We start from the raw sequence: 15958 nt of genomic DNA on the forward strand, positions 1-15958 counted from the left end.
ATGCGCGGTCATGCGGACTTCCCTCGCGAGGCGTCGATCACCACCCGGTTCAGCGCGCTCGGCGTGGCGATGGTGGGCAGCAGCACGTTCCACATCTCCATCACCTGGTGCGGCAGGTCGCGACGGCCGCTCTCCAGATGGGCGTGCATCTGCGCACCGGTACTCGCGTTGACGATCAGCCGTGCCACCGCGTCGACGTCGACGCCGGCGCGCACCTCACGCTCGCTCTGGGCGAGGGCCAGGTCCTGTGCCATCGCCTCGGTCCACTGCTGGTGGGAGCTCTCCTCCGGACCGATGAACAGGCACTGTTCCATGACCAGGCGAGCGCCGGCCAGCAGGAAGGGGTCGTCGAGGAGCTGATGAGCCCACGTGAGGGTGATGTCGATCGCCCGCTGAAGGCCCCGGGACTCGCGCGGCGGCGACACACGCGCCGGCTGGCTGCGCACGACCTCCCGCGCCAGGGCCTCCTTGTTCTCGAAGTGGAAGTACATCGCCCCCAGCGTCAGCCCGGCGCGCTGCGTGATCTTCGTGACGCTCGCACCGGCGAAGCCGCACTCCGCGAACACCTCGGCGGCGGCACGCGCGACGAGCGCCCGGGTCCGGAGCGCACGCTCCTGCTTGACCTCCCGCATGCCCGTCAGCTCGGCCATCGACAGCCCTCCGAAGTCAACGCACCCCAACAATAAAGAACTTTCTCTATCTTACGGCGCCCGGACCTGACGGCGGGCCAATCAGGCGTTCAGAGCAACTCCTCGAGTCGTGTCAGGCGCTGGTGACGGGGTGTGCGCCGAGTCGATGCCGGATTTCTCGGCCGCGTCACGCCCTGGACACCGCTACCGCTGCCACCATCCTGTGCAGGAGGATCAGCCGACCCGCGATCCGGCCCGACAGAGCCTGCCTCAGGAGCCCTGAATGACGTTCCCCGCCCCGCTCACCGGTGTCGTTCCGCCCGTCTGCACGCCCCTGCCGCCGGACCGCGAGGTGGACGTTCCCTCGCTGCTCAGGCTCGTCGACCATCTGGTGGAGGGCGGGGTGCACGGGCTGTTCCTGCTCGGGTCCACCTCCGAGGCGGCGTTTCTGACGGACCGGCAGCGCCGGCTGGTGGTGGAGGCGGTCGTCGGTCATGTGGGCGGTCAACTGCCCCTGCTGGTCGGCGCGATCGACATGACCACGCCCCGCGTCCTGGACCACGTCGCGGCGGTGACGGCGGCCGGCGCGGAGGCCGTGGTCGTCACCGCCCCCTTCTACGCCCGCACCCACCGCTCGGAGATCGTCCACCACTACCGCCGGATCGCGGCCGCGAGCCCGGTGCCGGTCATCGCGTACGACATCCCGATGGCCGTGCACACCAAGCTCCCCGCCGATGTGGTGCTGGGTCTGGCCGGCGACGGGGTGCTGGCGGGGCTCAAGGACTCCAGCGGGGACCTGGGGGCCTTCCGTGAGGTCGTCACCGGGGCCCGCGCGCACCCCGGGTTCAGCGTGCTGACCGGCTCCGAGCTGATCGTGGACTCCGCGCTGGCCCTGGGCGCCGACGGCTGCGTGCCGGGACTGGGCAACGTCGACCCGCACGGCTACGTCCGCCTCTACCGCCTGTGCCGGGCGGGCGACCGGGAAGGGGCGCGGGCCGAACAGGAGCGGCTGTGCGCCCTGTTCGGCATGGTCGGCGTCGGCGACCCGGCGCGGATGGGCGGAAGCTCCTCGGCGCTGGGCGCGTTCAAGGCGGCACTGCATCTGCGCGGCATCATCGACTGCCCGGTGACGGCCGAGCCGCAGGTGCCGCTGTCCGGCGAGGAGACCGAGAAGGTCGCCAAGTACCTCGCGGCGGCGGGGCTTCTCTAGCGCGCCAGGGTGAGTCTGCGGAACTCCAGGGTGTCATAGCTGTGTTCGGCGCCCGTCTCGTACAGGACGCCGACCGTCGTGGGGCCCAGTTGGACCAGGTCGGAGTAGGCGGACGGGTGGTTCGTGAGGGTGAGGAGCCTGGTGAAGGTGCGGCCGGCGTCCGTGCTCGACCAGAGCGCCAGGGCGCGGCGGGCGGTCGGCACGGAGGGGGCCGAGAAGAGCAACGGGGTTCCCTTGCCCAGGAGTTGGAGAACGCTGCCCTGGACCACGGGGACGTCGTTCAGGGTGGGCTGCGCGGCGTAGGGGCGGTCGAGGGACTGGCCGCCGTCCCCGGAGTAGGTGTCCAGGCGGTGGCCGGGGGCGGTGCCGTACTGGTTGCGGGCGTTGAAGTAGAGCCTGCCGTCGGGGAGTTGGGCCGCCGTCGTCTCGTTGACGTGGGTCGCGCCGTCGTGGGCGGCCGTCACGAAGCCCAGGTGCCAGGTGTGGCCGCCGTCGTCGCTGTAGAGCGCGTGGCCGCCGTCGCACCGGGGGGCGGGGCCGGAGGAGCCGGCGGGCGGGGTGGCGGAGTGGTTCGCGGGGATGAGGAGACGGCCCTGGTGCGGGCCCCGGGTGAGGGCCGGCGCGTGGCCGGGGCCGGTGGCGTACCAGTGCCAGCCGGGCCGCTTCACCTGGGCCGTGATGTCCGCCGGGGGTGAGAAGTGGCGGCCCTCGTCCCAGCTGCGCTGCACGTACACCCTGCGGTCCGCCTCGCCGCGCGTGATCTGCTCCTCCGTCGCCTTGCCGCTGTTGCCGCAGGTCACCAGGACGACAGCCCCGGTGCGCGGATCCACGACCGGCGCCGGGTTGCCCCGGGTGTCCCCGTGCCCGGCGGCCACGACGGTCAGCGGGCCCCAGGTGCAGCCGCCGTCGCCCGACCGGCGCAGGACCACATCGATGGCGCCCGAGTCCCCGGCACCGTTCCGCCGTCCCTCGGCGAAGGCGAGCACCGCGCCGTGCCGGGTGCGGACGACCGCGGGGATCCGGTACGTGTGGTAGCCGCCCTGGCCCGAGACGTACGGCACGGAGGAGACACAGCCGGGGGTCGCGTGGGCCGGCAGCGGGGTGGTGAGGGAGGTGAGGAGGGCCAGGGTGGTGAGCAGGGTGCGGTGGAGCGGGGTCACGCCGTGATGCTGCCCGGAATCACCGGGGCGCCCTTACTCCGTCCGGAGTGTCCGGGACGGCGTCCACGTCACGGCCGGGCAGGCGGGTGACACCGGCGGCGCGGACGGCCGGGGCTCCGCCGGCACGACCACCCGCCCGCCTCGGCACCCGGCCCACGCCCACGCACCCGCCCCCAGCACCTGACCCGGCCCGTCAAGGGGCCGGCACGGGGAGGCGGAGGCGGCCGTCGTGGACCTCGGCGATGCGGTCGGCGGCGGTGAGGTGGGTGCGGTCGTGCGTGACCAGGACGGTGGCGGTGGCCCGTTCGTGGGTCAGACGGGTGATCAGGTCGATGACGGCGGCGCCGCGTTCGTGGTCGAGGGCACTGGTCGGCTCGTCGACCAGGAGGAGGGTGGGGTCGTTCATCAGGGCGCGGGCGATGCCGATCCGCTGGCGCTGGCCGCCGGAGAGCTGGTGGGGGCGCCGTCCGGCCCGGTCGGCCAGGCCCACCGCGTCGAGCAGTTCCATGGCCCGGGCGCGGGCCCTGCCCGGTGAGCGCCCGTCGATCGAGGCCATGAGCTGCAGCTGCTCGGCCGCGGTGAGAGCGGGCAGCAGATGGGGCTGCTGGAAGACGATGCCGATCCTGCGGCGGCGCAGCTCGGTCAGTTCCGCGCGGCTCATGCCGGTCGTGGTGACGCCGTCGACGGTGACCGTGCCGGCGTCGGGGGTGACGAGCGTGGCGGCGACGGCGAGGAGGCTGGACTTGCCGGAGCCGGAGGGGCCGACCACGGCGGTCAGCGTGCCCCGGGGCACGTCGAGGCCGACCCGGTCGAGGGCGGTCAGGCGGCCCTCGCCGTCGGGGTAGGTGAGGGTGATCTCGGACAGGTTGAGGCTCATCGGGCGCTCCCCAGGGCGGTCAGCGGGTCCACGGAGGTGATACGGCGGACGGACAGGGCCGCCCCGAGCGTGCCGAGCAGGACCAGCACGGCGGCGGGAACGAGGACGGTGGCGGGGGTGAGGAGGAACGGCACCGCACCCTTGCCGACGAGCGCGCCGAGTGCGGCGGCGATGCCGGTGCCGAGGAGAGTGCCCCCGACGAGCAGCACGGCGGCCTGGCCGAGGGCGTCCCTGAGCAGGTGCGCGGTGGACGCGCCGAGCGCCTTGAGTACGGCGATGTCGCCGGCGCGCTGGATGGTCCAGACGGTGAAGAAGGCGCCGACGACGAGCGCTGAGATGGCGAACAGGAAGCCGCGCATCAGCTGCAGCGAGCCGTTCTCGGAGGTGTAGGAGCCGATCGCGGACAGCGAGGCGTCCTTGGCGACGGTCCTGGTGCCGAGGGCCCGGTCGGCGGCCGGGACATCGGCGCCGGCGGTGGTGTCCAGGGCGATCACGGTCGCCGTCGGGGCGTCGCCGCTGCCGGTGGGAGGTGCCAGTTGTTGCCAGGCGGTGAGGCTGGTCCAGATCACCGGGGTGTGGCTGAAGGAGGCGTCCCCGCGCACGGCGGCCACCGTCAGCTTGCGGCCGGCGAGGGCGAAGGTGTCGCCCGGCTCGAGGCCGCCGAGGTCGTGGGCGGCCGTGGTGGACAGCACCGCCGTACGTCCGTGGATCGTGCCGCCGTCGGGGGCCAGGCGGGAGCCGGGCCGGACGCCGAAGGCGGAGACCGCGGTGCTCCGGTCGCCCGCGGTGGCCTTGGTGGTGGTGATCCCGAGCGGTTCGGCACGGGTGACGCCGGGCATCTCGGCCCACCGTTCCCACTGCCGGGCGGTGACGGTCGAGTCGGCGTACGACAGGCTCTGCCCGTGGCCCGGCGCGGCGAAGGCGATCCTGTCGGCGGGCAGGCCGGTGATCGCGGAGATGTTCTGCCGGCCCAGACCGGCGGTCAGCCCGGACAACAGGCCGACCAGCAGGGTGATCAGGGTGATGACGGTTCCCATCAGGGCGAACCTGCCCTTGGCGAACCTCAGGTCTCTCCAGGCGACGAACACGGCTTCGGCTGCTTCCTGCGAAGGTGAAGGTGAGTGCCTCCACGGTCGCCGTCCTTGCCCCGCCCGGGCATCTGGCGGCCGAGGGCACTTCGCGGATCGAAGGACGGCGCACGGATTGCACCTTTCGGCAGAGGCCGGGCCGTGGATCGTTTCCTTAGGCTGGGAGGACTGTGAACGCCCCTGGAACCGCCGCTCCCGCCCTGACCTCGACCACCCGGGCCCTGTCCTGGTGTCTGCACCTGCTGGTCGTCGGCCTGCTCGCGCTGGCCGCCGTACGGGCCGTGACCGGCCCCGAGCCTCATGCCGGGGCGACCGTCGCCGTGGCGGCCGGGTGCGGGCTGGTGTACGCGGTGGGTCCGCTGCTGCCCCGGATCCGCGGCGACCGGCGGGCCGCCTGGTGGTGGCTGGCCGCCGTCGGCGCGGTGTGGCTGGTGCTGCTGGCGCTGTCCGCCGACGGGGTGTGGGTGGCCTTCCCGCTGTACTTCCTCCAGCTCCATCTGCTGCCCCGCCGGGCCGGACCGGCCGCCGTGGCCGCGACCGCGCTCGCGGCGGTCGTCGCGTTCGCCGCCCATCAGGGCTCCTTCAGCCCGGCCATGGCGATCGGGCCGGCGCTCGGGGGCGCCGTCGCGGTCGCGGTGGTGTGGGGGTACCAGGCGCTGTACCGGGAGAGCGAGCGGCGCCGGCGCCTGATCGAGGAACTCACCGCCACCCGCGCCGACCTGGCCGAGGCCCAGCACACGGCGGGGGTGCTGGCCGAACGCGAGCGGCTGGCCCGCGAGATCCACGACACGCTCGCGCAGGGTCTGTCCAGCATCCAGCTGCTGCTGCGCGCCGCCGAACGGACCCTGCCCGGCGCCCCGGAGAACGCCGCGCGCCATGTCGGCCAGGCCCGCCAGGCCGCCGTCGACAGCCTCGCCGAGGCCCGCCGCTTCGTCGCCGCCCTCGCCCCGCCCGCCCTGGAGGGCAGCACCCTGGCGGACGCGCTGGAGCGCCTGTGCACCACCACCGGCACCCGGCACCACCTCACGGCCCGCTTCCACCGCACCGGCGACCCGGCCGCCCTGCCGACCGCGCACGAGGTCGCCCTGCTGCGCGTCGCCCAGTCCGCGCTGGCCAACACCGTCCGCCACGCACGGGCTACGACGGTGGAGGTCACCCTCGGCCGCGTCGCCGACCAGGTCACCCTCACGGTGGCCGACGACGGCACCGGCTTCGACCCCGGCCGCCTGCCGCTGCCCGACCCGGAGACCGGCGGCTTCGGCCTGCCCGCCATGCAGGCCCGCATCCGCGCCCTGGGCGGCACCCTGACCATCGACTCGGCCCCCACCCACGGCACCACCCTGACCGCCCGACTCCCCCTCACCTCACCGGCCGACACCGGGCCCCTGCCCACCCCCGTCAAGCCCCCGCCACCCCTCCCCACCACAACGAAGGCCCACCCGTGACCCACCACCCCGACCACCCCGATCACCCCATCCGTCTCCTCCTCGCCGACGACCACCCCGTGGTCCGCGCCGGGTTGCGGGCCGTGCTGGAGACCGAGCCGGGGCTGGTCGTCGTGGCCGAGGCGGCCACGGCCGAGGATGCCGTCGCCCTCGCCGCCGCGGGCGGGATCGACGTCGTGCTGATGGATCTGCAGTTCGGCAAGGGGATGGGCGGTGCCGAGGCCACGGCCGCGATCACCGCGCGGCCGGGTGCCCCTCGGGTCGTGGTCGTCACCACCTACGACTCCGACGCCGACACCCTCCCGGCCATCGAGGCCGGTGCCACCGGTTACCTGCTCAAGGACGCCCCTCCGGAGGAGCTGGCCGCGGCCGTGCGCTCGGCGGCCGGCGGGCGTACCACGTTGGCGCCCGCGGTCGCGGACCGGCTGATGAGCAGACTGCGTGCCCCGGGTACCTCACTGACCCGGCGTGAGACCGAGGTGCTCGCCCTGGTCGCCGAGGGGCTGTCCAACCAGGCCGTCGGCCGGCGGCTCCACCTCACCGAGGGCACCGTGAAGTCCCACCTGGCCCGTGTCTACGCCAAGCTCGGCGTCGACTCCCGTACCGCCGCCGTCGCCGCCGCCACCGACCTCGGGCTCATCCGCCGCTGACGGTGCGGGCCGCCGCCAGCAGGCGGGTGACATCGGCGGCGGAGATCGTCAGCGCCGCGCCGACCGTGGTGAGCGCGTCGCGTTCGGCGGGGGTGTAGGGGCCGTCGGCGAGGGCGATGCGGGCGGCCTGGAGGAGGAGGGACTCGCGGCCGGCGGGGGCGAGGTGCGGGGCGAGCGGGTCCAGAGCCTCGTGCAGCTCTATCGTCAGGCTCGCGCCGCACGGCTGCTCGAAGACCCGCCCGGTGTCGGCGGCCAGGGCCTCGACCAGCGCGGCGAGCTGCTCCTCGGTGCAGTCGTCGAAGCCGGCCGCGCGGACCGCGGTGGCGGCCGTCTCCAGGGCCGTACGGGAACACGTGCCGCCCGCGGCGAGCACGGCGAGGGCGATGGTGTGCACGGCGTCGCGGACCATCGCGGCGAAGCGGCGGGTGGTGGGGTGGTCGAGGACGTCGGTGCCGTAGTGGTGGCGGCAGGCGGCGCACTCCACGACCGGTCCGGCCGTCCCGCGCCGCAGCAGGGGCACCCCGAGCAGGGTGAGCCGGCGGCGGCCGGTGAGCCGCTGGTAGTTGCGGTCCCCGCCGCAGCCGGGGCAGTAGAACTCTCCGTCGCCCACGGGTGTCCATGCGGTGCGCGCACCCAGAAAACGCAGGGCCCGGCCGTTTCGTCCCCGTACTGGCAGCACGTCGCACCTCCGTAACCGCGCGGCAACATCGCAGCGCTGGCGTGATGTTAGCCACATCGGTGAGGCTGAGTCAGTACCCCGGAAGAGACCTTTCTGTGACCTGACCGGCGTCATGGCCGATAAACGACGGGGCCCCGGCCGCCGTATACAGCGGTCGGGGCCCCGAAACGCCCGGTCAGGATGGTCAGCGGGCCGCGCGGTTGACGGCCGAGACGACCGCCTTCAGCGACGCACGCGTCGTGTTCGCGTCGATGCCGATCCCCCACAGGACCTTGCCGTCGATCGCGCATTCGATGTAGGAGGCGGCCTGCGCGGAGGCACCCTCGCTCATCGTGTGCTCCTGGTAGTCCAGCAGGCGTACGTCGATGCCGACGGACTCCAGGGCGTCGAAGAAGGCCGAGATCGGACCGTTGCCGGTACCGGTCAGGACCGTGTCCTCGCCGTCCACCGTCGCCTCGACGGTCAGGGCGTCGACGCCGTCCGTGTCCGTGGTCGACTGGCCGGTCTTGACCTGAATACGACCCCAGGGGTTCTCGGGGTTCGGCAGGTACTCGTCCTGGAAGACCGCCCAGATCTCCTTCGGCGTGATCTCGCCGCCCTCGGCGTCCGTCTTCGCCTGGATGAGCTTCGAGAACTCGATCTGCATCCGGCGCGGCAGGTCCAGCTTGTGGTCGTTCTTCAGGACGTAGGAGATACCGCCCTTGCCGGACTGCGAGTTGACGCGGATGACGGCCTCGTAGGAGCGGCCGACGTCCTTCGGGTCGATCGGCAGGTACGGCACCGCCCACTCGATGTCGTCGACGGTGACGCCCTTGGCCTTGGCGTCGGCCTCCATGGCGTCGAAGCCCTTCTTGATGGCGTCCTGGTGGGAGCCGGAGAAGGACGTGTAGACCAGGTCGCCCACGTACGGGTGGCGCGGGTGGACCTCCATCTGGTTGCAGTACTCCCACGTACGACGGATCTCGTCGATGTCGGAGAAGTCGATCTGCGGGTCGACGCCCTGGGAGAACAGGTTCATGCCCAGGGTGACCAGGTCGACGTTGCCGGTGCGCTCGCCCTGCCCGAACAGGCAGCCCTCGACGCGGTCAGCGCCGGCCATCAGCGCCAGCTCGGCCGCCGCCACGGCCGTACCGCGGTCGTTGTGCGGGTGGACGGAGATGCAGACGTGCTCGCGGCGGGAGAGGTTGCGGTGCATCCACTCGAAGCGGTCCGCGTGGGTGGACGGGGTCGAACGCTCCACCGTGGCGGGCAGGTTGAGGATGATCTCGCGGCCCGGGCCGGGCTGGTAGACGTCCATGACCGCCTCGCAGACCTCCAGCGCGAAGTCCAGCTCGGTGTCGGTGAAGATCTCGGGGCTGTACTGGTAGCCGAACTCCGTCTCCGGGCCCAGCAGCTTCTCGGCGTACTCCATCACCAGGCGGGTGCCGTCGACGGCGATCTGCTTGATGTCGTCCTTGGAGCCGCGGAAGACCACGCGCCGGAAGACGGGCGCGGTGGCGTTGTACAGGTGGACGGTGGCCCGGCGGGCGCCCTTCAGGGACTCGACCGTCCGCTCGATCAGGTCCTCGCGGGCCTGGGTCAGCACGGAGATGGTCACGTCCTCGGGGATCGCGCCCTCCTCCTCGATGATCGAGCGCACGAAGTCGAAGTCGGTCTGGCCGGAGGCGGGGAAGCCGACCTCGATCTCCTTGTAGCCCATCTTGACCAGCTGGTCGAACATCCGGCGCTTGCGCTCGGGCGACATCGGGTCGATCAGGGCCTGGTTGCCGTCGCGCAGGTCGGTGGAGAGCCAGCGGGGGGCGGCGGTGATCCGCTTCTGGGGCCAGGTGCGGTCCGGGATGTCGACCTGCTCGTAGCGGCCGTACTTGTGGATCGGCATGGTGCTGGGCTGCTGGCGGTTGGCCATGATGGCGTGGGCTCCTTGGAAGATGTCCGGAAGGACGGCCGACGACGCAACGCCAAGCTCCGCGGGGAGGGAGTCGGCCTCGACTACAGGCCCTCGCCGCGGCAGCTAAGAAGAAGCAGCCCGAAACGCATGATGCTGCGCAGCCTAGCCGAGCCGCGCCGGGCACGAGGGCCTGTATCAGTATGCGGGACCGCGAGAACAAAAGGGACAAAAAGTGCGCTATACCACTTTGACTACGGAGCGCACGGGAGACGTCACCCTATTGTCACCGTATTTCACCAATCACGGTTGCGGGTGGTGACACCGTCATCACACAGTGCCATGGTGCTGAGCCATGACGACCAACGGGGGCTTGAAGCCCGTCTTCTGCACGATCGTGCCGCCGCACATCCTCGACCGGCTCGCCCAGCACGAGGACTCCGCGATCGCCGACTCCGCACTGCGCACCCTCCAGCACGACGCCGCGCTGCGCACGCGCCGCCGCGTCACCGCGGTCCGCACCCAGGCCGCCCTCGCCGCCGCGGCGCCCGCCACCAGCCAGCCGAAGCGCACGATCTACGACGCCCAGCACGGCAGCGACCTGCCCGGCACCGAGGTCCTCACCGAGGCCCAGGACCCGGTCCAGGACACCAGCGTCAACCACGCCTACGCCGGCCTCGGCGCCACCTTCGAGCTGTACCTGAAGGCGTACGAGCGGGACTCCATCGACGGCAACGGGCTGCCGCTCAACGCGTCCGTGCACTACGAGACCAACTACGACAACGCCTTCTGGAACGGCGAGCAGATGGTCTTCGGGGACGGCGACGGCCAGATCTTCGTCGACTTCACCAGCTCCGTCGACGTCATCGGCCACGAACTCACCCACGGCGTCACCCAGTACACCGCGAACCTGGAGTACTACGGCCAGTCCGGCGCCCTCAACGAGTCGGTCTCCGACGTGTTCGGCTCCCTGATCAAGCAGTACTCGCTCGGCCAGACCGCCGACCAGGCCGACTGGCTGATCGGCCAGGGCCTGCTCGCCCCCGGCGTCCACGGCACCGCGCTGCGCTCGATGAAGGCCCCGGGCACGGCGTACGACGACCCCCGGCTCGGCAAGGACCCGCAGCCCGCGACCATGGCGCACTACGTGCACACCAACCGCGACAACGGCGGCGTGCACACCAACTCCGGCATCCCGAACCACGCCTTCTACCTGGTGGCCTCGGCCATCGGCGGGCACGCCTGGGAGCGGGCCGGGCAGATCTGGTACGACGTGCTCACCGGCGGCGAGCTCCCGTCGGACGCGGACTTCGCGGCGTTCGCCACGCTGACGGCGAAGGCGGCCCAGACGCGGTACGGCGGCGGGGCCGAGTCCGAGGCCGTGCGGAAGGCGTGGGAACAGGTCGGGGTGCGGACGTCGTAGTTCCGTACTAGACAGGGACCCATGCGGATTCAGGTACGGCGTACGGGCGGTTTCGCGGGGATCGAGCGCCGGGCCGAGGTGGACACCTCGGCCCGGCCCGACGCCCCGTCCCTGCAGGCCCTGGCCGAACGCGTCCTCGCGTCCGGCCAGGGCACAGCGCCGCCAGGCGTCCCGGACGGCTTCGCGTACGAGATCACGGTGGACGGCCGCACGGTGTACGCGGCGGATCCCCGACTCACCGAGGAGCAAAGGGAGTTGATCTCCCGAGTCCTGAAGGAGGGTGCCTGACCACCGGTTTGCCGCCGGGGCATTGACTTCCGTTACCGGGGGTAAGGATGATCCCGGCCATGGCGACTGACGCAGGCGACCCGGCGCCCCCGACACCCCGGTTCCCGGACGGCTTCCTGTGGGGTGTCTCGACCTCCGCCCATCAGATCGAGGGCGCGGCCGACGAGCGCGAGGCATCCGTGTGGGACGTGTTCACGGCCGAACCGGGGCGGGTGAAGGACGGCTCGACGGCGGCGGTGGCCTGCGACCACTACCACCGCTACCGGGAGGACGTGGCCCTCCTCGCCGGCCTCGGCGTCGACGCGTACCGCTTCTCCGTCTCCTGGCCCCGGGTGAACTCCCCCGGCGGACTGGACTTCTACGACCGCCTGGTGGACGAGCTGTGCGCGGCGGGCGTACGCCCCGTGCCGACTCTCTTCCACTGGGACCTGCCGGCCTCCCTGGACTGGCTCCAGCGGGACACGGCGGCCCGGTTCGCAGACCATGTGACGGTGGTGGCCGAGCGCCTGGGCGACCGGGTGAAGAAGTGGATCACCCTCAACGAGCCCGCCGAACACACCCTGTTGGGGCACGCCCTCGGCGCCCACGCCCCCGGCAAGCAGCTCCTCTTCGACGCGCTCCCGGTCGCCCACCACCAGCTCCTCGGCCACGGTCTCGCGGTACGGGCCCTGCGTGCGGCCGGGGCGGCGGACATCGGCATCGCCAACTCCCACGGCCCCACCTGGCCCGCGTCCGGCGAACCGGCGGACGCGGAGGCAGCGGGCTTCTACGACCTCCTCCTCAACCGCCTGTTCGCCGAGCCGGTCATCCTCGGCGAATACCCGGAGGGAATGGGCGAGTTGATGCCCGGGGACGTCTCGGCCGACCTGAAGGTCATCGGGGAGCCCGTCGACTGGTACGGGATCAACTACTACGCGCCGACCCGGGTGGGCGCGCCCGGCGGCACGGACAGCGAGTACGGCGGTCTGACCCTTCCCGCCGAACTCCCCTTCTCCGTAAGGGAGATCGAGGGCAGGCCGACGACCGACTTCGGCTGGCCGGTCGTCCCGGAGGGCCTGACCGAGCTGCTGACCGGCTTCCGCGAACGGTACGGCGAGAAGCTCCCGCCGATCGTCATCACCGAGAACGGCTGCTCGTACGAGGGCCTGGACGACCAGGACCGCATCGCCTACCTGGACGCCCATGTCCGCGCCCTGCACGCGGCCATGGCGGCCGGGGTGGACGTGCGCGGCTACTTCGTGTGGTCCCTGCTGGACAACTTCGAGTGGGCCGAGGGCTACGCGCGCCGCTTCGGGCTGGTGCACGTGAACTTCGACGACCCCGCCACCCTGGAGCGCACCCCGAAGGCCTCCTACCACTGGTTCCGGGACATGCTCCGGGCCCAGAGATGACCACGGTTCGGCCCCCGGCCGCGCTGTCCGAGCCGGTCGAACCGGTCGGCCGGGGCTGGACGGTCGCGTTGTCGCTGGCCAACGGGGCGATCTGGGTGGGCTGGTTCGGCCCGCTGCAGATCCTGCTCGCCTCCCAGGCCAAGGACTTCGCGCCCGGCTCCGGGATGTCCAAGGAGACCATGCTGGCCTGGGTCACGGGAGCCGGTGCGGTGGTGTCGTTGGCGGCGAACCCGGTCTTCGGCGCCCTGTCGGACCGTACGGCCTCCCGTCGGGGCCGCCGTACGCCGTGGATCGTGGCCGGGACGGCCGGCGGCGCGCTGTCCCTGCTGCTGCTCGCGCGGGCGGGCGGGGTGTGGTCCATGGCGGCGGGCTGGTGCCTGGTGCAGCTCACGCTGAACGCGGCGTTCGCGGCGGTGACGGCGGCCGTGCCGGACCGGGTGCCGAGGCGCCAACGGGGCGCGGTGGGCGGCTGGTTGGGGGCCGCGCAGATCCTGGGCGTGGTCGGCGGCACGGGCCTGGCGACGGCGGCAGGCGGGGTCGGCGCCGGGTATGTGGCGTGCGCGGTGTGCACGGTGGCGGGGGTGCTGCCGTACGTGCTGAGGTATCCGGATCTGCGGCTGGCGCGGGAGGACCGCCCGCCGTGGTCCTGGCGGGCGTTTCTGGCGGGCTTCTGGCTGAGCCCGCGCCGCTATCCGGATCTCGGCTGGGCGTGGCTGACCCGGTTCCTGATCAACCTCAGCAACTCGCTGGTGCTGCTGTACCTCCTCTACTACCTGCGGGACCGCCTGCGCTATCACGACCCCGACCAGGGGGTGCTGATCCTGACGGCCGTCAACAGCCTGACGCTGGTGGCGACCGTCGTGGCGGGCGGGGTGTGGTCGGACCGGCTGGGCCGGCGCAAGCCGTTCGTGGTCTGGTCCGGGGTGCTGATGGCGGTGGCGACGGCGGCGCTCGCCGGGTGGCAGACCTGGCCGGGCGCGATCGTCGCGTCGGCGGTCCTCGGGGTCGGCTTCGGCGTGTTCACCTCGGTCGACTTCGCGCTGATGACGGACGTCCTGCCGACGGCGCTGGACCGGGGCAAGGACCTGGGCGTCATCAACGTGGCCAACGCCCTGCCCCAGGTGGCCGCTCCGGCGTTGGCCGCGCCGATCGTGACCTACCTGGGCGGCTACCGGGTGCTGTACCTGGTGGCGGCGGTGATCGGGCTGGCGGGGGCGGTGCTGGTGGGGCGGATCAGGGGCGTGGACTAGCCGGTTGCCGGTTGTCGGTTACAGCGCGCCGGCGTCGCGGGCGGACCAGACGGTCGGGTAGATCGGCCGGAAGCCGAGGTCCCGGCGGATCTTCTGGGTGGACATGATGCCGAACCACGGGTCGGGGTCGGTGCGGGTGTGCATGTCGGCGGGCACCTCGACGCCGTTGAGCTGGTGCAGTTCGACGGCCGTGACGGGGGCGTCGTCGGCGATGTTGTGGAGGGGGCCGTTCACCGCCGGTGCGTACAGCAGGCGCAGGAGTCCCTGGGCGACGTCGGCGTGGTGGCCCATGTGCAACCGCTGGGTCGAGGCCCAGTGCGTGGCCCAGCGCAGGGAATCGGCGAGGTGCGGGTCGCCTTCGCCGTAGACGAAGGGGAGGCGGGCGATGCGCACCTCCATGTCCCCGTCCAGTGCGAGCAGTTCGCGCTCGGCCGCCGCCTTGGACTCGCCGTAGGCGCCCCACATCGCCCCGCCCGGCCGGATCTCGTCCTCCTCGACCAGTGGGCGGCCGCGCCCGGTGCCGTACACGATGCCCGTGCTGACCTGCACGAACCGCCGTACGCCGGATGCCAGCGCGGCCCGGCCCAGGGCCACGGCCGCGTCGTGGTTGACGGCCCAGGCCTCCTCGTCGGGCACCCCGCGGAAGGAGGCGGCGACGTTCACGACGGCGTCCACCCCGGCGACGGCCTTGCCGAGCGCGTCCTCGTCCCGGAGATCGCCTGTGACGACCTCGGCGCCCAGCGCGGCGAACGGTTCCCCGCGTGACGCGTCCCGGACGAGCACCCGCACGTCCTCGCCCGGCTGGGCCTGTGCGATGAGCCTCGGCACGAAGCGCCGCCCGACCTGCCCGGTCGTCCCTGTCACCAGTGTCAGCATGATCTTCTCCTCACGGTCTGTCCGACACCACCCTCGGCCAGGGCGGAGGGGACCGGGAGAGACCTCCCGATCGGGGGATCGGCAGTCCCTGGATAAGCCGGGCGTGATGGCACAGGCTTGGGGGGTGAACCGGACCGAACTCGCCGACTTCCTTCGCCGTGGCCGTGCCCGCCTGGACCCCGCCGACGTGGGCCTCGCGCCCGGCGCGCGCCGCCGTACACCGGGCCTGCGCCGGGAGGAGGTGGCGGCGCTGGCGGGCATGTCGGTGGACTACTACACGCGGCTGGAACAGTCCCGGGGTCCGCGCCCGTCCCGCCAGATGCTGACGGCGCTGGCGCGTGCGCTGCGCCTCACCGACGCCGAACACGACCACCTGTTCCACCTGGCCGGCGAGGAGCCGCCGCGCCGCGAGACGGCGTCGGCGCATGTCCGGCCCGGTCTACTGCTGATCCTGGACCGCCTGTACGACACTCCGGCGCAGCTGGTGAACGACTGCGGTGAGGTCCTGGCCCAGAACGCGATGGCCAAGGCGCTGGTCGGCGACGTGATGTCCCGCCCCCGGCACGAACGGAACCTGGTCCGCCGCTTCTTCCTGGACCCGACCGCGCGCTCGCTCTTCCCGGAGAACGACCACGAGCCGCACGCGCGCGCCCACGTGGCCAACCTGCGCGCGGTGACCGCCGCCCGCCCCGGCGACCCGGAACCGGCCGGGCTGGTCGCCGAACTCCGTTCACTGAGCGAGGAGTTCGCGCTCCTGTGGGACGAACACGAGGTGTCCCTGCGCCACCGGGCGACCAAGCGCTTCCAGCACCCGCTGGTCGGCCTCCTGGAACTGGACTGCGAGGTCATGCTCAGCCACGAACACCACCACCTCCTCATCGTCCACACGGCCCGCCCGGGAACGGAGTCCTACGAACGGCTTCAGCTGCTGAGAGTGGTGGGCTTGCAGGACATGACCCCGCAGAGGACCCTCGGCTAGAACCCGAGCTTGCGGAGCTGCTTGGGGTCGCGCTGCCAGTCCTTGGCCACCTTCACGTGCAGGTCGAGGCTGCATCGACATGCGGCTACCGCCGCGCGGCCGGCGTGCCCAGAGGGGCCTCGATCCGC

Annotated in this window: 15 protein-coding genes and 1 pseudogene; 9 read left to right on the forward strand and 7 right to left on the reverse strand. The window is 72.4% G+C overall.

Annotation, left to right across the window (positions count from 1 at the left end):
* Positions 1-8: 8 nt before the first annotated feature.
* A complete protein-coding gene (locus ACH47Z_RS03970) occupies positions 9-650 on the reverse strand; it encodes a ScbR family autoregulator-binding transcription factor (RefSeq protein ID WP_399070174.1) in 642 nt (213 codons plus the stop codon).
* A 124-nt stretch (positions 651-774) separates the two neighbouring features.
* On the opposite strand from ACH47Z_RS03970, the pseudogene ACH47Z_RS03975 reads away from it, so the two are divergent.
* Together ACH47Z_RS03975 and ACH47Z_RS03980 are read left to right on the forward strand one after the other, a co-directional pair.
* Positions 775-912 (forward strand): annotated as a pseudogene (locus ACH47Z_RS03975) (peptide ABC transporter ATP-binding protein); the annotation flags it as partial.
* Positions 913-1839: a dihydrodipicolinate synthase family protein gene (locus ACH47Z_RS03980; protein WP_399070176.1), complete on the forward strand. Its 927-nt coding sequence runs from the start codon at positions 913-915 to the stop codon at positions 1837-1839.
* Here ACH47Z_RS03980 and ACH47Z_RS03985 read toward each other — a convergent pair.
* From ACH47Z_RS03985 to ACH47Z_RS03995, 3 genes are all read right to left on the reverse strand, one after another.
* Positions 1836-2999: an exo-alpha-sialidase gene (locus ACH47Z_RS03985; protein ID WP_399070178.1), complete on the reverse strand. Its 1164-nt coding sequence runs from the start codon at positions 2997-2999 to the stop codon at positions 1836-1838. The genes ACH47Z_RS03980 and ACH47Z_RS03985 overlap by 4 nt on opposite strands.
* Positions 3000-3192: 193 nt before the next feature.
* Positions 3193-3876 (reverse strand): ABC transporter ATP-binding protein, encoded by a 684-nt coding sequence (locus ACH47Z_RS03990; RefSeq protein ID WP_399070180.1) that lies wholly within the window; start codon positions 3874-3876, stop codon positions 3193-3195.
* On the reverse strand, positions 3873-4964 hold the full coding sequence (locus ACH47Z_RS03995; RefSeq protein ID WP_399070182.1) for an ABC transporter permease: 1092 nt from the start codon (positions 4962-4964) through the stop codon (positions 3873-3875). Before ACH47Z_RS03995 ends, ACH47Z_RS03990 begins: the two co-directional genes overlap by 4 nt.
* A gap of 170 nt (positions 4965-5134) precedes the next feature.
* On the opposite strand from ACH47Z_RS03995, the gene ACH47Z_RS04000 reads away from it, so the two are divergent.
* The gene (locus ACH47Z_RS04000) at positions 5135-6409 is read left to right on the forward strand and encodes a sensor histidine kinase (protein ID WP_399070184.1); all 1275 of its coding nucleotides are present in this window, start codon (positions 5135-5137) and stop codon (positions 6407-6409) included.
* Positions 6406-7059: a response regulator gene (locus ACH47Z_RS04005; protein ID WP_399070187.1), complete on the forward strand. Its 654-nt coding sequence runs from the start codon at positions 6406-6408 to the stop codon at positions 7057-7059. Before ACH47Z_RS04000 ends, ACH47Z_RS04005 begins: the two co-directional genes overlap by 4 nt.
* On the opposite strand, the gene ACH47Z_RS04010 is transcribed toward ACH47Z_RS04005, so the two are convergent.
* Both ACH47Z_RS04010 and leuA read right to left on the reverse strand, forming a co-directional pair.
* Entirely contained in the window at positions 7046-7738 is a 693-nt protein-coding gene (locus ACH47Z_RS04010; protein WP_399070189.1) for a TerB family tellurite resistance protein, read from the reverse strand. The two genes, ACH47Z_RS04005 and ACH47Z_RS04010, sit on opposite strands and share 14 nt — an antisense overlap.
* A gap of 184 nt (positions 7739-7922) precedes the next feature.
* Positions 7923-9644: a 2-isopropylmalate synthase gene (gene leuA, locus ACH47Z_RS04015; RefSeq protein ID WP_399070191.1), complete on the reverse strand. Its 1722-nt coding sequence runs from the start codon at positions 9642-9644 to the stop codon at positions 7923-7925.
* Between the two features lie 334 nt (positions 9645-9978).
* Here leuA and ACH47Z_RS04020 point away from each other — a divergent pair, with 334 nt between their 5' ends.
* From ACH47Z_RS04020 to ACH47Z_RS04035, 4 genes are read left to right on the forward strand one after another with little or no spacing between them, the layout of a single operon-like run.
* The gene (locus tag ACH47Z_RS04020; protein ID WP_399070193.1) at positions 9979-11046 is read left to right on the forward strand and encodes a M4 family metallopeptidase; all 1068 of its coding nucleotides are present in this window, start codon (positions 9979-9981) and stop codon (positions 11044-11046) included.
* 21 nt (positions 11047-11067) lie between these two features.
* On the forward strand, positions 11068-11334 hold the full coding sequence (locus tag ACH47Z_RS04025) for a protealysin inhibitor emfourin (protein WP_399070196.1): 267 nt from the start codon (positions 11068-11070) through the stop codon (positions 11332-11334).
* A 59-nt stretch (positions 11335-11393) separates the two neighbouring features.
* Entirely contained in the window at positions 11394-12725 is a 1332-nt protein-coding gene (locus ACH47Z_RS04030) for a GH1 family beta-glucosidase (protein ID WP_399070198.1), read from the forward strand.
* Positions 12722-13975 (forward strand): MFS transporter, encoded by a 1254-nt coding sequence (locus ACH47Z_RS04035; protein ID WP_399070200.1) that lies wholly within the window; start codon positions 12722-12724, stop codon positions 13973-13975. The genes ACH47Z_RS04030 and ACH47Z_RS04035 overlap by 4 nt, the downstream gene beginning before the upstream one ends.
* An 18-nt stretch (positions 13976-13993) precedes the next feature.
* Here ACH47Z_RS04035 and ACH47Z_RS04040 read toward each other — a convergent pair whose 3' ends face one another.
* Complete coding sequence (locus tag ACH47Z_RS04040; protein WP_399070202.1) at positions 13994-14851, reverse strand: NAD-dependent epimerase/dehydratase family protein; 858 nt, start codon at positions 14849-14851, stop codon at positions 13994-13996.
* A gap of 124 nt (positions 14852-14975) precedes the next feature.
* On the opposite strand from ACH47Z_RS04040, the gene ACH47Z_RS04045 reads away from it, so the two are divergent.
* A complete protein-coding gene (locus tag ACH47Z_RS04045; protein WP_399070204.1) occupies positions 14976-15830 on the forward strand; it encodes a helix-turn-helix transcriptional regulator in 855 nt (284 codons plus the stop codon).
* Positions 15831-15958 lie beyond the last annotated feature (128 nt).

Origin of the sequence: Streptomyces sp. NPDC020192 (genome assembly GCF_044388685.1) — a bacterium.
In the GTDB taxonomy this organism is placed as follows: domain Bacteria; phylum Actinomycetota; class Actinomycetes; order Streptomycetales; family Streptomycetaceae; genus Streptomyces.

What these genes read in the sequence shown, in the direction of transcription:
- ACH47Z_RS03970 (WP_399070174.1), bottom strand. Translation starts at nt 650, where the DNA reads ATGGCCGAGCTGACGGGCATGCGGGAGGTCAAGCAGGAGCGTGCGCTC.
- ACH47Z_RS03980 (WP_399070176.1), top strand. Translation starts at nt 913, where the DNA reads ATGACGTTCCCCGCCCCGCTCACCGGTGTCGTTCCGCCCGTCTGCACG.
- ACH47Z_RS03990 (WP_399070180.1), bottom strand. Translation starts at nt 3,876, where the DNA reads ATGAGCCTCAACCTGTCCGAGATCACCCTCACCTACCCCGACGGCGAG.
- leuA (WP_399070191.1), bottom strand. Translation starts at nt 9,644, where the DNA reads ATGGCCAACCGCCAGCAGCCCAGCACCATGCCGATCCACAAGTACGGC.
- ACH47Z_RS04020 (WP_399070193.1), top strand. Translation starts at nt 9,979, where the DNA reads ATGACGACCAACGGGGGCTTGAAGCCCGTCTTCTGCACGATCGTGCCG.
- ACH47Z_RS04025 (WP_399070196.1), top strand. Translation starts at nt 11,068, where the DNA reads ATGCGGATTCAGGTACGGCGTACGGGCGGTTTCGCGGGGATCGAGCGC.
- ACH47Z_RS04030 (WP_399070198.1), top strand. Translation starts at nt 11,394, where the DNA reads ATGGCGACTGACGCAGGCGACCCGGCGCCCCCGACACCCCGGTTCCCG.
- ACH47Z_RS04035 (WP_399070200.1), top strand. Translation starts at nt 12,722, where the DNA reads ATGACCACGGTTCGGCCCCCGGCCGCGCTGTCCGAGCCGGTCGAACCG.
- ACH47Z_RS04040 (WP_399070202.1), bottom strand. Translation starts at nt 14,851, where the DNA reads ATGCTGACACTGGTGACAGGGACGACCGGGCAGGTCGGGCGGCGCTTC.